The following is a 14,240-nucleotide window of genomic DNA, read 5'->3' as shown; positions in this document are numbered from 1 at the left end:
GCCCACCCCAGGGAGACGATCCCTGGTTTGCTGCCAGCGCTGTGCGGTCGAGCAAAAGGCCGTGGAACCCTGGAACGGATCGGGCCGCGTGGGTGGCAGCCCACCGGAATTATCGATGGGTTGTCACCCATCCTACAGACTGCCTCGCTCCCGGGAGCTGACCCGGGGTTTCGTTCGCAGTGGCTCGAGCAGGGACGACAGGCCGTTGTGGTCGATCTCCTGCATCAACGCCAGCAGGCGGCCGAGCTCCCCGGCGGGAAAGCCCTCGCGGGCGAACCAGTTCAGGTAATGCCCCGGCAGGTCGGCAATCAGCCGCCCCTTGTACTTGCCGAAAGGCATTTCCCGGGTCACCAGCAGTTGCAGGTCTTCGGCTTTCATCGCGGGGCCCCTATCGCCGTTGTGCAGTGACGGATTATGCCGAAAAGTCCGGCCGTTCGCCCGGCCAGCGGGTCAGTGGCGCGCAACTCGGGTAAGCTGCGCGCGCCGTTCACAGCTCACAGGTGTTTCCAGGATGATTATCAAGGCTCTCAGACTCGGCCTCGGCCAACTGATCGTAGGGCTCGACCTCGCTACCCGCCCGGCCCCCATGAAACGCGCCGCCGAGGATCAGGCCGCGGTCGAACGGGCCGCCGGCCATCTGACGCTGTACCAGTTCAAGGCCTGTCCGTTCTGCGTCAAGATCCGCCGCACGCTGCACCGGCTCAACGTGCCGGTCGCCCTGCGCGACGCCAGGAACGATGCCCAGCACCGCCAGGCCCTGGCCGAACAGGGCGGCAAGATCCAGGTCCCCTGTCTGCGCATCGAGGAAAATGGCCAGAGCACCTGGCTGTACGAGTCCAAGGCCATCGCCGCTTACCTGCAGCAGCGTTTCGCCGCCAGCCAGGCGCAGTGAAGACGGCTCATCCACCACCCCGTGGATGAGCCAGGCGGCACGCCGACCCGCAGCGTGCCGCGATTTATCGGGCCGTTGAAAAACGTTGGCGAGGCAGCCTGTTTTTAACGCCGCGATGGCAACGCACGACTGCATGGATGCAGGAGGTAGAGCGACGCAGGAAGCCAAAGCCGAGGTGGTTTTTCAACGGCCTGTTACTCGACGACGCCGATCTTTCCCACCATCCCGGCCTGGTAGTGCCCGGCGATCAGGCAGGCGAAATCGAACGCGCCGGCCCGGTTGAACGTCCACACCACCTCCCCCTGCTCGCCCGGCTGCACGTGCAGCATGTCCAGCCCATCGTGGGCCATGTCCGGATGCTCGAGCATCATGGCCGCGTGTTCGTCCAGCTGCGCCTTGTCGCCCAGCACGAATTCGTGCAGCAGCTGACCGTCGTTATGCAGGACGAAGCGCACGGTTTCCCCCTGCTTCACCTCCAGGCTGGCCGGGACGAAGCGCATCTGGTCGTTCATGCGGATCTCCACCGTGCGCCCGGCCCTGGCGGCATCGCCAGGGACGCCCCAGGGCTTCTGCTGGGTGCTGGCCGAACCATGCTGGTGGCCGCCGTGCCCATCCGCCGCGGCCAGCGCCATGGGTGCCTGGATAAAGCCGCTCAGCAGCAGTGTGCCAATCAAGCCGGTCATCTTGTGCATCGTTGTCACCTCGATAAATCGTCGTTCTGCGTACTCGGGCACGCAGCAGGTCGCTCGGCTGTCGAGCGGCGAAAAAAGAAGAAAATCAGACGAGGAAACGACGAGGAGGACGATCCGGTGTGTCGCCGATATGGCCACTGAAGTGCCGCTGCCAGGCGCCACCTGCCAGGCTGGAAGACAGGGGCGAAGGCGCGGCCAGACCGGCATCGAACGCCACTGCGCCGACGCAGAAGGCGCACAGGCCGCAGCCGGCATGGCCAGGGGCTGGATGATCCATGGCCTGCGCAGGGTGCCCGATGCCTTCGGCACAGGCCAGCTCGGCCAGCGGCCCATGCATGGCCTGGTCGCTAGCCGCGGTCGCGGCCAACGCCATGCTCAGCTGCATGGCAACGGCCGCCACGCCCTGGGCGGGCAAGGCCAGCACCAGCATGCAGAGCAGCAGGACACGCAGGGAACGGGAAGCCATGGGCTACGACTGAACCAGTAAGGGCCGAAGCCGGGATTATGCGTCAGTTCGCCTCCTGTTCAAAGCGCCGGAAAGAGCGCTGGAAGACAGACGGCAACTTGGAACTTGCGGCTTGCCTAGTGTCGCGGCACCGATCAAATGTCGGTCTACACGGGATTCAGCAAGAAGCGCTCAGCATGGCCACATTCGTGTGGGAGCCGCGACCTCGCGGCGAATCGTGGCCATATCGCGTTTTTGCAGCATGGCCGCCATCGCATCGCGCCGGGGGCGACGCTCCTACTGGCGAACTCTGATTCCGAACGGGCTCTTGCTGGCCAGGGATCAAGACGGTATCCACGGGAGTCCGACATTTCATGATCGACGCGGCCCTAGTGCTGGTGGCTGCGCCCGACATGGGAGACAGCGTTGTCATTGTGCAGGTTGTCGCTGGTGTTGAGTTGGCGAATGATCTCGCAGGGGGCCGCGTCGCGATCCGCCATGCAACTGCGGCGCAGTTCGACCAGTTGCGCCTGCAAGGACTGCAGGCTGGCGATACGCGCATTGACGTGCTCGATATGCTCGTCGATCAGCGCGTTGATCGCCTCGCAATTGTCGGCCGGCCGACCACGCAGGCTGAGCAGTTCGCGGATCTCGTCGAGGGTCATGTCCAGGGTGCGGCAGTTGCGGATGAAGGTCAGGCGCTCGACATGCTCGGCGCGGTACAGGCGGTAATTGCCTTCGCTGCGCTGCGGCGCGGGCAGCAGCCCTTCACGCTCGTAGTAACGGATGGTTTCCACCTGACAGTGGGTCAGTGCCGCCAGTTCGCCGATCTTCATGCCATGTCCTCCCCCATGAAAGGTACTCAGGGCAATTGTGCTACGCGCTCGAAGAACCGACGACTGCATCGATGCAGGAGGGGAGCCCGAGCCGAAAAAAGCAGCCCGAGCACGCAGTTTCTCGTTCAGCCTTCCAGCCTCCAGCGCTTTTCATCGAGTGTATTTCACACGATGACGCCATGGCGCGATTGCCCTGGAAAGGTACTCCAGGGCCTTGACCCTATAGTGGCTACAGGGTGTTCACTCTGCAACAGCTCATATGGAGATCCGCTCATGGCCAACTGTTGCGATCACACCCCGAAACCCCGACCCGCCGAGTCGTGCTGCGCCAGCGCGGCCAAGAGCGCCTGTTGCGACCCGGGCACGCCGCTGCTCACAACTATCGCCGAACCGGCGCCTGTCGCTGCAAGGCAGCATAGCACCCTGCGTATCGAGCAGATGTGCTGCCCGACCGAGGAGGCGTTGATCCGCGGCAAGCTGCATGAACTGCCGCAAGTGCATGCCATGCGCTTCAACCTGCTCAACCGCACCTTGCACGTCGAGCACGCGGCCGATGCCGCGCCGCTGCTGGTCGAGGCCATTGCCAGCCTGGGCATGACGGCGCGGACGCTGGGCGGCGAAACCCGCATCCGCATCGAGCAGATGGACTGCCCGACCGAAGAACGCCTGATCAGCGACAGGCTGTCACGCCAGCCTGGCGTGCAGGCCCTGCATTTCAATCTGCTGCAGCGCGTGCTGACCATTCGCCATACCGAGGATGGCCTGGCGCCGGCCCTGCAAGGCATACGCGAGCTGGGTTTCACCCCGCAGTTGCAGGATAGCGACACCCCGCCCGCCGCCGATGAGCCCGACAAGTCCGGGCCGCCCTGGCGCCTGATTGCCGCCGGCGTGGCCGCGTTCATGGCCGAGCTGGTGCATTTCACCGACAGCGCCCCCGAGTGGGTGGTCGCGCTCATGGCCCTGGGCGCCGTGCTGGCGTCGGGGCTGGAGGTCTATAAAAAGGGCTGGATCGCCCTGAAGAACCTCAACCTGAACATCAACGCGCTGATGAGCATCGCCGTGACCGGCGCCATCCTCATCGGCCAGTGGCCCGAAGCGGCCATGGTCATGGTGCTGTTCGCCATCGCCGAACGGATCGAGGCGAAATCCCTGGATCGCGCGCGCGACGCCATCCGCGGGCTGATGGCGCTGACCCCGGAACAGGCCAGTGTGCGCCAGACCGACGGCAGCTGGCGGACCCTGGCGGTCACCGAGGTCGCCATCGGCAGCCTGGTCCGGCTGCGCCCGGGCGAACGCATCGGCCTGGATGGCGAGGTGCTCGAAGGCAACTCGACGGTCGATCAGGCACCGATCACCGGCGAAAGCCTGCCCGTGGAAAAGCACCCTGGCGACCCGCTGTTCGCCGGCACCATCAACCAGGCCGGCGCCCTCGACTACCGGGTGACCGCGGCTGCCGGCAACAGCGCTCTGGCGCGCATCATCAGGGCGGTGGAAGAGGCCCAGGGCGCGCGGGCACCGACCCAGCGCTTCGTCGACCGCTTCGCGCGCATCTACACGCCGCTGGTGTTCCTGCTCTCCCTGGCCGTGGCCGTGGTGCCGCCCCTGCTGTTCGGTGGCGGCTGGTACGAATGGGTCTACCGCGCGCTGGTGTTGCTGGTGGTCGCCTGCCCCTGCGCCCTGGTGATCTCCACGCCGGTGAGCATCGTCAGCGGCCTGGCGGCGGCGGCGCGCAAGGGCATTCTGGTCAAGGGCGGGGTGTACCTGGAGAACGGCCGCCACCTCACCCACCTGGCGCTGGACAAGACCGGCACCCTCACCCACGGCAAGCCGGTACAGACCGATCATCGCGACCTGCTGACGGCCGAACCGGGCCTGTATCGGACGCTGGCCGCCAGCCTCGCCCAGCGCTCGGATCACCCGGTGTCCCAGGCGGTGGCCAAGGCGGCGCAGGAGCAAGGCGTCAGCCTGCGCGAGGTCCAGGACTTCGAGGCATTGCCGGGGCGCGGCGTGCGCGGCCTGATCGCCGGCCAGCGCTACCAGTTGGGCAATCATCGCCTGCTGGAAGAACTGGGCCTGTGCTCGACTGAAATCGAGGTGCAGCTCGACCAACTCGAGCGTGAGGGCAAGACGGTGATCCTGCTCAGCGACGAGCAGCGCGCCCTGGCCCTGTTCGCCGTGGCCGACACGCTCAAGCCCAGTAGCCGCGAAGCCATCGCCGCGCTGCACGCCATGGGCGTCAAGACCCTGATGCTGACCGGCGACAACCCGCACACCGCACAGGCCATCGCCGCCCAGGTAGGCATCGACGAGGCCCGCGGCGACCTGTTGCCGGCCGACAAGCTGGCGGCGGTCGAAGGCCTGCTCGGCCAGCCAGGCCGGGTCGGCATGGTCGGCGACGGCATCAATGACGCCCCGGCCCTGGCTCGCGCCGATATCGGCTTCGCCATGGCCGCCATCGGCACCGATACCGCCATCGAAACCGCCGACGTGGCGATCATGGACGACGATCTGCGCAAGATTCCGGCGTTCATCCGCCTGTCGCGGCAGACCGCGGCGATCCTCAAGCAGAACATCGCCCTGGCCCTGGGGATCAAGGCGATCTTCCTGGTGGTCACCCTCGCCGGCCACGCCACCATGTGGATGGCGGTGTTCGCCGATATGGGCGTCAGCCTGCTGGTGGTGCTCAACGGCCTGCGCCTGCTGCGCAAGTAACCGGCCAGTTACCGCGCCCTGGGAGCCTGATGCCGATCAGATAAGGTTTTTGTAGCAACAGGGGCGCGACTGGAGAGCGGCAACCCGCCGCCCGTGTAGGAGCGCCGACCTCGGCGCGATGCGATGGCGGCCATGCTGCAAACATCGCGGTATGGCCACGATTCGCCGCGGGGGCGCGGCTCCTACAGAGCCTGGCGAATCGACTTTTGCGGACCATTTGTAGCCTGCCACTGAGCGCAGCGATGTGCAGGGAGCGGTCTCGCGCGTCCCCGGATTTCGCTGCGCTCTACGCCAGGCTACAAGAGCGGATGGTGCCATCAGCCCAACATGGTCACGTGCCGCGGATGGCTGGCGATCCGGGCCAGCCAGGCATTGACCGCCGGGTAGGCGCCGAGGTCGAAGCCGCCCTCGTGGGCCACGTGGGTGTAGGCGTACAGGGCGATATCGGCGATGGAGTAGCTGTCGCCCACCAGGTAGGGCGTGCGCTGCAGCTGCTGCTCCATGACCTTGAGGGCCTTGTGCCCGCGAATCTGGCACACCTGGTACTCTTCCCGACGCTCGGCCGGCATGCCTTCCAGCCACTGGATGCGGCGCGCCACGGCGATGTAGGGCTCATGGCTGTACTGCTCGAAGAACTGCCACTGCAGCACCTGGGTGCGCAGCCGCGGCTCGGTCGGCAGGAATTCGCTGCCGTCGGCGAGGAAGTTGAGAATGGCGTTGGACTCCCAGAGGTAGCTGCCGTCCTCCAGCTCCAGCACGGGAATCCTGCCGTTGGGGTTCATCGCCAGGAACTCGGCACTGCGGGTCTCGCCCTTGAAGATGTCCACCGGCACCCAGTCATAGGGTTTGCCGAGCAGGGTCAGCATCAGTTTGACCTTGTAGCAGTTGCCCGAGCGGTAATCGCCATACACCTTGTACATGTTCGCCTCCTCAAGTTGCCCGCCAGCGGGCGTTCGATGCTCACGCCGCATCGGCGGCCAGTCCCTGGCGAACGATGCCGGCCAGCCGGCGCAGCCCTTCCCCCAGACGCTCCGGTGCCACATGGCTGAAATTCAGCCGCAGATAACCCGGTTGCCGATCCGGGTCGATGAAAAAGGGTTCGCCCGGCATGAATGCCACGTTCTGCGCCAGGGCGGCGTCGAGCAGCAGGCGGGTGTCCTGGGGCTGCTTCAGGCGCAGCCAGAAGAACAGCCCGCCCTGAGGCACCTGCCAGTCGGCCAGGTCGCTGAAATGCTCGACCAGCGCGGCCTGCATGGCATCACGGCGCAGCCGGTAGAAATCGCGCAGCTCGGCCAGATGCTCGCGGTAGCGGTCGCTGCCCAGCCACTGCAGGGCCTGCCACTGCCCCGCGCGGTTGCTGTGCAGATCCGCCGACTGCTTGAGGCGCAGCAGATAGGGATACAGGTCCGGCGTGGCGATCAGGTAGCCGACCCGCAGCCCGGGCAGCAGGGTCTTGGAAATGGTGCCGGTGTAGATCCAGCTGGCCTTGCGCAGACGGCCGACGATGGGCGTGGCGCTGCCAGCATCGAACACCAGCTCGCGGTAGGGCTCATCCTCGATCAGGGTCACCTGGTAACGATCCAGCAAGGCCGCCACCGCATCGCGCTTGGCTTCGCTGTAGCGCACCGCCGACGGATTCTGAAAGGTCGGGATCAGGTAGGCGAAGGCCGGTCGCTGGCGCTCGAGCTGCTCCTCGAGCGCCTGCAATTGCGGTCCATCGGCCTCCTGCGGCACGCCCACGCAGTCGGCGCCGAACAGCTGGAATGCCTGCAGCGCCGCCAGGTAGGTCGGCGCTTCGAGCAGCACCTTGGTGCCCGGATCGATGAACAGCTTGCTGGCCAGGTCGAGGGTCTGCTGCGAACCGCTGACGATCAGCACCTGGCTGGCCTCGCAGGGTACGCCCAGGGCGCGCGCCTCGGCGGCGATGACTTCGCGCAGGGCCGGCTCGCCCTCGCTCATGCCGTACTGGCCCAGGGCGCCGGGCATCTGCGACCAGTCGAGCGTGGGCAGCATCTCCTCGGCCGGCAGGCCACCGGCGAAGGACATCACCTCCGGGCGCTGCGCCGCGGCGAGGATCTCACGGATCAGGGAGCTTTTCAGGCGGGCAACGCGTTCGGAGAAGGCCATGCAGGTCACCGGATGATAAGTCGGATAAAGTACGTCAAACTACTTGACCGAAAGTACGACGCCCGGGACATATACGTCAATATGATTGACCTTAAAAATTCGGCCGCCCAGCAGGCGGCCATGGAAGCCTTCTTCTTCGGTTACCAGGCGTTCACCGCCAAGGCCGACGAAATGCTGGCGCGCCGCGGGCTGTCGCGGGTACACCAGCGCATCCTGTTCTTCATCGCCCGTCACCCGGGCCTGAGCGTCAAGGAACTGCTCGCCTACCTGGGCGTGAGCAAGCAGGCGCTGAGCATCCCCCTGCGCCAGTTGCTGGAGATGCACCTGGCGCAGAGCGTCACCGCCGAGGATGACAAGCGCAAGCGCCTGCTCGGCCTGACCGCCGAGGGTGCCAACCTCGAGCGCGCCCTGCGCCGCGAGCAGGTCAAGCTGCTGCAACGGGCCTTCGACGAAAGCGGCAAGCACGCGGTCGATGGCTGGCTGGCGGTGAACAAGGCGCTGAGCGGTACAGGTCGCGCGCCTGAGTGATCCGCGCACGACTGTATGGCTGCTTATAGCGGCCGCTGTATCGCGACGGCCGCACTGGCAGCCCTTATCGTGGCAGCTCAACCACGAGAATTCGCCATGACCCTGGAACTGCTGATCGCCTTCGTCGCCTTTGCCTTCGTCACCTCGGTGACCCCGGGCCCCAACAACATGATGCTGCTCGCCTCCGGGGTGAACTTCGGCCTGCGCCGCAGCGTGCCGCATATGCTCGGCATCAGCCTGGGCTTCATGGTACTGGTGATGGCGGTGGGCTTCGGCCTCGGCCAGCTGTTCGAACAGTGGCCGGCGCTGTATACCCTGCTGCGCTACCTGGGCGCGGCCTACCTGCTGTACCTGGCCTGGAAGATCGCCAATGCCGGAGCGCCCGACAGCCGTGGCGGCGAGCGCGGCAAACCGTTCGGTTTCCTGCAGGCCGCGGCCTTCCAATGGGTCAATCCCAAGGCCTGGGTGATGGCCATCGGCGCCATCACCACCTATACCCCGCAGGAGAACTTCCTGGTCAACGTCCTGTTGATCGCCGCCCTGTTCGCCCTGGTCAACTGCCCCAGCGTCGGCCTGTGGACGGTCGCCGGCACGCTGCTGCGCAACTGGCTGCGCCATCCCCGTGTGTTGCGCGCCTTCAATATCGGCATGGCGTTGCTGCTGGTGGCCTCGCTGTACCCGATCTTCGCCGATGTGAAAGGAGCGCTGTGATGCTCGAAGGCAGCCGTCCGCGCCTGCGCCCGCTGGCCGATACCTCGCTGTCTGCCGTGGTGGCCGGTTTCATCGGCATGCTCACCGGCTACACCAGTTCGCTGGTGCTGATGTTCCAGGCCGGCCAGGCGGCGGGCCTGAGCGCCGGGCAGATTTCCTCGTGGATCTGGGCGCTGTCGATCGGCATGGCGGTGACCTGTATCGGCCTGTCGCTGCGCTACCGCGCCCCGATAATGGTCGCCTGGTCGACGCCTGGCGCGGCGCTGCTGATCAGCAGCCTTCCCGGGGTGCCCTATGGCGAGGCCATCGGCGCCTATATCCTCGCCTCGGCGCTGATCGTGCTGATCGGCCTGACCGGCAGTTTCGACCGCCTGATGCGGCGCATCCCCGGCTCCATCGCCGCGGCGTTGCTGGCTGGCGTACTGTTCAAGATCGCCCTGGAAATCTGCGTCGCCGCCGAACAGCAACCGCTGCTGGTGGTCGCCATGCTGCTGGCCTACCTGCTGGGCAAGCGCCTGCTCCCCCGCTATGCCGTGCTGGCAGCGCTGCTGGTCGGCTGCGTGCTGGCTGGCACCCTGGGGCTGCTGAACTTTTCCCACTTCGAGCTGCAACTGGCGATACCCGAATGGACGACGCCAAGCTTTTCACTGGCGGCGGCGATCAGCATCGGCATCCCGCTGTTCATCGTCGCCATGGCCTCGCAGAACCTGCCGGGCATGGCCGTGCTGCGCGCCAACGGCTACGACGTGCCGGCCTCGCCGCTGCTGACCACGACCGGCCTGGCCTCGATCCTGCTGGCGCCGTTCGGCTCCCACGGCATCCATATGGCGGCCATCAGCGCGGCGATCTGCGCCGGCCCCGAGGCCCATGAGGATCCGCGCAAGCGTTATACGGCGGCGGTCTGGTGCGGCGTGTTCTATGGCATCGCCGGACTGTTCGGCGCCACCCTCGCCGCCCTGTTCGCCGCCCTGCCCAAGGCGCTGATCCTGTCCATCGCCGCCCTGGCCCTGTTCGCCTCGATCATCGGCGGTCTGACCCAGGCCATGAGCGAAGCGCAGGAACGTGAAGCGGCGCTGATCACCTTCCTGGTCACCGCCTCGGGCATGACCCTGTTCGGCGTGGGCTCGGCGTTCTGGGGAATCGTCGCCGGCCTGCTGACCCTGGCGGTCCTCAATGGCGGCAAGCGGGCCTGACCCGCCTTCAAGGTCAACGCATCACATCGCCAGGATGTTTTTATGCCGCTGAGCTTTCACAAGATGCACGCCAATGGCGATGACTTCGTGGTCGTGGACTCGCGAAGCTCGGCCAATCCAGTGACCAGTAGCCTGGTTCGGCGCCTGGGTGATCGGAACCGGGGAATCGGATTCAATCAACTGGCCGTGGTCCTCGATTGCGATGACGCAGCCGCACGCCTGATGTTCTGGAATGCCGATGGTTCCACGCTGGATACCTGTGGCAGCGCAACACGGGGTGCCGCGGATATGCTGATGCGCGAAACCAATACGACGTCGATCGTGCTGCGAACCAACCGTGGCCTGCTGACTTGCGAACGAACCCCTGTCGGCAGCATTTCCGTCAATATGGGCGAACCGCTTTTCGACTGGTCGGATATTCCCCTGGCGCTGGAGCTGGATACCGCTGTTTTACCGCTTGTTGGCAGCCCAGCGGCTTGCAATATGGGAAATCCGCACTGCACCTATTTTGTCGACGATCTGACAGCGATCGATTTGGCGACAATCGGGCCGGGCCTTGAAAGCAATCCCCTGTTCCCCCTCAGAACGAACGTGCATTTCGTCCAGATCATCGACCGAAAGCACATTCGGCTGCGTATCTGGGAGCGCTGGGGCGGAATTCCGCTCGGTTCGGGTTCCTGCTCGTGCGGCGCGGCCGTCAACGGCATTCGTCGTGGTTTGCTGGACAATACCGTCGACGTCGAATGCGATGGCGGCACGGTGAGGGTTCATTGGAACGGCAGCGGGCCGGTCTTTCTCACCGGACCGGTAGCATGCAGTTTTTCCGGGGTGATCGCGGACAGCGTATTGGCCAACAGCAATGTTATTCCGGCGACCGAAGCGGATCGCCATCCGCCTCACGACTCGTAGCAGCTGGCTTGCCAGCGAAGCGATCTCACCGGCAACGCTGCGTGAATATCATCACCTGCTATCGCAGGGCTAGTTGTAGATACCGTCTTGCTCCTTGGCCTGCAAGAGCCCGTTCGCAGTCAGTGTTGACCGGTAGGAGCGTCGCCCCCGGCGCGATGCGAGGGCGGCCATGCCGAAGAATCGCGGTATGCCCACGATTCGCCGCGAGGTCGCGGCTCCCACACGAATGTGGCCATTCTGCGCTCCCGTGCAGATACCGTCTTGAACCTCACTTCGCAAGGGCGAGTTCAGGGTTGGGGGGTGGAGGACGCAGCGCAATCTACGTTGGAAGCTCGTGGCTTAAGGGTGGATACGGCTTGCAGCTCCTCCCCCGAGGATCAGTCGGGAACCATATAGCCTCGTTAAAAGGCTGTAGTCGAGATACAAGGGTGGCTCGGGCCGCGTAGGCAAGCGTCGTCCACCCTACGGAGGCCGCTAGCGCATGGAGTCAACCCCGCTATTTAGCATCAGCCTCCGCCGCCAGTTGCTTGCCGTGGGCGATATTGACCCACCAGCCGAAGGCCGCCGCGGTGAAGAACATGATGATGCTGTACAGCGCCGCCGGAATGGCCATGGTGCTGTTGTTGAGCAGCACCGGGCTGAGCGCCAGGGCGATGGCCAGGGTGCCGTTGTGGATGCCGATTTCCATGCCGATGGCGATGGCCTGGCGCAGGCTCAGCTTGAGCAGGCGCGGCACGAAGTAACCCACCGCCAGGCTGAGCAGGTTGAAGGCCAACGCGGCGCCACCGACTACCGGGGCGTACTCGACCACCGTCTGCCAGTCCTTGACCAGCGCCAGGATGATGATCAGCAGCAGGAACAGCGCCGAAATGATCTTCACCGGCTTCTCCATGCGCAGCGCGAAAGCGGGAAAACGGCTGCGCAGGAACATGCCGATGGCCACCGGCCCGAGGACGATGGCGAACACCTGCACCACCTTGGCGAACTGCAAGGGAATCGCCTGATCCCCTTCCATGAAATAAGCCAGCGACAGATTGACGATAAAGGGCATGGTCAGCACCGCGACCACCGAGTTCACCGCGGTCAGGGTGATATTCAGGGCCACGTCGCCATGGGCCAGGTGGCTGTAGAGGTTGGCCGAGGTGCCGCCGGGCGACGCGGCCAGCAACATCATGCCCACCGCCAGGGCGGGCGCCAGGCCGAATGCCTGCACCATGAAGAAACAGGCTACCGGCAACAACAGCAATTGGCAGAACAACCCGATCAATACCGGTTTGGGATACTTCACCACCCGGGCGAAATCCGCCAGGGTCAGGGACAGACCCAGGCCGAGCATGATGATGCCCAGGGCCAGGGGGAGAAACAGGCTCAGCAAGGGGCTCGCGGTCATCGTCACATCTCCGTGTTGGCAATCGGCCGTCTGCTCACTGTAGCGGGCAACCAGCGATCTGCGCGATCACGCTGCCCGGCCCATCACTTCGGTGGATCAATGGACATTCGGCCACTGCGACATCCTTGCCCAATTGCAGTCCGAGACTTATCACCACTCACCACTGCTTGTTTCAACGGAGGCCTCCCATGTCCACTCAGCTCAACCGCCAGTTCCTGCTCGCCAAGCGCCCAATCGGCATGGTTAGCCGCGATACCTTCGATTACGTGGAAAAGCCGGTCGGCGAACCCGGCGAAGGGCAGATTCTGGTCAAGAACCTCTATCTGTCGCTCGATCCGGCCATGCGCGGCTGGATGAACGAAGGCAAGTCCTATATTGCCCCGGTGGGTCTGGGCGAGGTGATGCGCGCCCTGGGCGTGGGTGAGGTGATCGCTTCCAACCACCCGGACTACGCCGTCGGCGAGCATGTCAACGGCGCCCTCGGCGTACAGGACTATTTCCTCGGCGAGCCCAAGGGCTTCTACAAGGTCGATGCGCAGCGCGCGCCCCTGCCGCTGTACCTGTCGGCCCTGGGCATGACCGGCATGACCGCCTACTTCGCCCTGCTCGAGGTCGGCGCGCCGCAATCCGGCGATACCGTGGTGATTTCCGGCGCCGCCGGCGCGGTGGGCAGCATCGCCGGGCAGATCGCCAAGCTCAAGGGCTGCCGGGTGGTCGGCATCGCTGGTGGCGCGGAGAAATGCGCCTACCTGACCGACGAGCTGGGTTTCGATGCGGCCATCGACTACAAGAGCGAGTCGCTGCCCGAAGCCCTCAAACGCGAATGCCCCAAGGGCGTCGATGTGTACTTCGACAACGTCGGTGGCGACACCCTGGATGCGGTGCTGAGCCGACTGGCGCCGAAAGCCCGCATCGTCATCTGCGGCGCCATCAGCCAGTACAACAACAAGGAAGCGGTCAAGGGGCCGGCCAACTATCTGTCGCTGCTGGTCAACCGGGCGCGCATGGAGGGCTTCGTGGTAATGGATCACGCCGCCCATTTCGCCGACGCGGCCAAGGAGATCGGCGGCTGGCTGGCCAGCGGCAAGCTGAAATCACGGGAACACATCGTCGAAGGCCTGGAAACCTTCCCGGAAGCCTTGCTCAAGCTGTTCAACGGGGAGAACTTCGGCAAGTTGATACTGAAGGTCTGAAACGCGGCGCTGTCAGCTCGCGCCCGCCCTGCCCGGACAGCTCCGGCACGACATGTCGCTCGGGCACGTATCTACTACTCTTGGTATTGATCCGACTCTCCGAGGCAGGATTTGCAAAGCAGCGCCGCTCCCCCTACGCAGGCCATGCAGTGCCATAATAATCAGAAAAAAAGAGGTCAAAGGCCATGTACAAGATCCCGATCGCGGGCGACCGCCCGCTGTTCCGCGAAGCCAGCCACAGCGTCATCGGCACCGCTCCCTCCATCGGCACCCTGGGCTTTATCACCCGCTCCTCGCCACGGGCGCGGATGACCGAAGCCATCCGGCAGATTCCCAACGGCAGCGTCTACCTCCCGCCCGACATCATCCGCACGCAGAAGGGCAGCCGCCCCCCAGCGCCAGCCTGTGGAACATCCCGCACTGCTGCGGGCACTGACACCCAGGCAGGCGCTTCTATCGGCCGGCGATCTCGTCTTCGCCGCCAACCTGCGCCACTGAATGCTCGGCAGCCTGAAAGCGAAAGAAAAGATGGCCAAAAGCCATAAAAAGGCTTGAGGCATTGCCGCTCGTTCGAGTAATTTCGCCGCCGCCAAGGCACCTCCTCAACCACCC

At 65.1% G+C, this 14,240-nt stretch carries 15 protein-coding genes; 8 read left to right on the top strand and 7 right to left on the bottom strand.

The genetic code is table 11. From position 1 onward, the window contains the following. Positions 1-132: 132 nt before the first annotated feature. Positions 133-378 (bottom strand): DUF3820 family protein, encoded by a 246-nt coding sequence (locus DNK34_RS19940; RefSeq protein ID WP_131176828.1) that lies wholly within the window; start codon positions 376-378, stop codon positions 133-135. A 133-nt stretch (positions 379-511) separates the two neighbouring features. Here DNK34_RS19940 and DNK34_RS19935 point away from each other — a divergent pair, with 133 nt between their 5' ends. After that, positions 512-892 carry a glutaredoxin family protein gene (locus DNK34_RS19935; protein WP_131176829.1) on the top strand — a complete coding sequence of 127 codons (381 nt, stop codon included), beginning with the start codon at positions 512-514 and terminating at the stop codon, positions 890-892. Between the two features lie 194 nt (positions 893-1,086). Here the strand turns inward: DNK34_RS19935 and DNK34_RS19930 are convergent, their stop codons facing one another. The 3 genes from DNK34_RS19930 to cadR all read right to left on the bottom strand — a co-directional run bounded on the left by DNK34_RS19930 (position 1,087) and on the right by cadR (position 2,865). Continuing rightward, positions 1,087-1,575, bottom strand: coding sequence for a cupredoxin domain-containing protein (locus DNK34_RS19930; protein WP_207390837.1), 489 nt, complete (start codon positions 1,573-1,575; stop codon positions 1,087-1,089). Between the two features lie 94 nt (positions 1,576-1,669). Beyond that, a complete protein-coding gene (locus tag DNK34_RS19925) occupies positions 1,670-2,050 on the bottom strand; it encodes a hypothetical protein (RefSeq protein ID WP_131176831.1) in 381 nt (126 codons plus the stop codon). A gap of 368 nt (positions 2,051-2,418) precedes the next feature. Continuing rightward, positions 2,419-2,865 carry a Cd(II)/Pb(II)-responsive transcriptional regulator gene (gene cadR, locus DNK34_RS19920; RefSeq protein WP_131176832.1) on the bottom strand — a complete coding sequence of 149 codons (447 nt, stop codon included), beginning with the start codon at positions 2,863-2,865 and terminating at the stop codon, positions 2,419-2,421. Positions 2,866-3,369: 504 nt separating this feature from the next. On the opposite strand from cadR, the gene DNK34_RS19915 reads away from it, so the two are divergent. Continuing rightward, complete coding sequence (locus tag DNK34_RS19915) at positions 3,370-5,577, top strand: heavy metal translocating P-type ATPase (RefSeq protein ID WP_458860369.1); 2,208 nt, start codon at positions 3,370-3,372, stop codon at positions 5,575-5,577. 317 nt (positions 5,578-5,894) lie between these two features. On the opposite strand, the gene DNK34_RS19910 is transcribed toward DNK34_RS19915, so the two are convergent. Next, positions 5,895-6,497 carry a glutathione S-transferase family protein gene (locus DNK34_RS19910; RefSeq protein WP_131176834.1) on the bottom strand — a complete coding sequence of 201 codons (603 nt, stop codon included), beginning with the start codon at positions 6,495-6,497 and terminating at the stop codon, positions 5,895-5,897. A gap of 40 nt (positions 6,498-6,537) precedes the next feature. Beyond that, positions 6,538-7,704 carry an aminotransferase-like domain-containing protein gene (locus tag DNK34_RS19905; RefSeq protein ID WP_131176835.1) on the bottom strand — a complete coding sequence of 389 codons (1,167 nt, stop codon included), beginning with the start codon at positions 7,702-7,704 and terminating at the stop codon, positions 6,538-6,540. Between the two features lie 81 nt (positions 7,705-7,785). On the opposite strand from DNK34_RS19905, the gene DNK34_RS19900 reads away from it, so the two are divergent. The 4 genes from DNK34_RS19900 (at position 7,786) to dapF (ending at position 11,045) form a co-directional block, all read left to right on the top strand. After that, positions 7,786-8,232: a MarR family winged helix-turn-helix transcriptional regulator gene (locus tag DNK34_RS19900; RefSeq protein ID WP_131176836.1), complete on the top strand. Its 447-nt coding sequence runs from the start codon at positions 7,786-7,788 to the stop codon at positions 8,230-8,232. A gap of 96 nt (positions 8,233-8,328) precedes the next feature. Then, a complete protein-coding gene (locus DNK34_RS19895; protein WP_131176837.1) occupies positions 8,329-8,943 on the top strand; it encodes a LysE family translocator in 615 nt (204 codons plus the stop codon). Continuing rightward, positions 8,943-10,136: a benzoate/H(+) symporter BenE family transporter gene (locus DNK34_RS19890; RefSeq protein WP_131176838.1), complete on the top strand. Its 1,194-nt coding sequence runs from the start codon at positions 8,943-8,945 to the stop codon at positions 10,134-10,136. The genes DNK34_RS19895 and DNK34_RS19890 overlap by 1 nt, the downstream gene beginning before the upstream one ends. Positions 10,137-10,178: 42 nt before the next feature. Beyond that, positions 10,179-11,045 (top strand): diaminopimelate epimerase, encoded by an 867-nt coding sequence (dapF, locus tag DNK34_RS19885; protein ID WP_131176839.1) that lies wholly within the window; start codon positions 10,179-10,181, stop codon positions 11,043-11,045. Between the two features lie 496 nt (positions 11,046-11,541). Here the strand turns inward: dapF and DNK34_RS19880 are convergent, their stop codons facing one another. Then, complete coding sequence (locus DNK34_RS19880; RefSeq protein WP_131176840.1) at positions 11,542-12,435, bottom strand: bile acid:sodium symporter family protein; 894 nt, start codon at positions 12,433-12,435, stop codon at positions 11,542-11,544. A 188-nt stretch (positions 12,436-12,623) separates the two neighbouring features. Between DNK34_RS19880 and DNK34_RS19875 the strand changes: the two genes are divergently transcribed. Next, complete coding sequence (locus tag DNK34_RS19875) at positions 12,624-13,628, top strand: NADP-dependent oxidoreductase (RefSeq protein ID WP_131176841.1); 1,005 nt, start codon at positions 12,624-12,626, stop codon at positions 13,626-13,628. 185 nt (positions 13,629-13,813) lie between these two features. Next, positions 13,814-14,173, top strand: coding sequence for a response regulator transcription factor (locus DNK34_RS25580; RefSeq protein WP_207401616.1), 360 nt, complete (start codon positions 13,814-13,816; stop codon positions 14,171-14,173). Positions 14,174-14,240 lie beyond the last annotated feature (67 nt).

It is taken from the genome of Phytopseudomonas dryadis, assembly GCF_004327355.1.
In the GTDB taxonomy this organism is placed as follows: Bacteria; Pseudomonadota; Gammaproteobacteria; order Pseudomonadales; family Pseudomonadaceae; genus Aquipseudomonas; species Aquipseudomonas dryadis.
The sequence above is the reverse complement of the archived record's forward strand: the minus strand, read 5'-3'. Positions and strand labels throughout refer to the sequence as shown.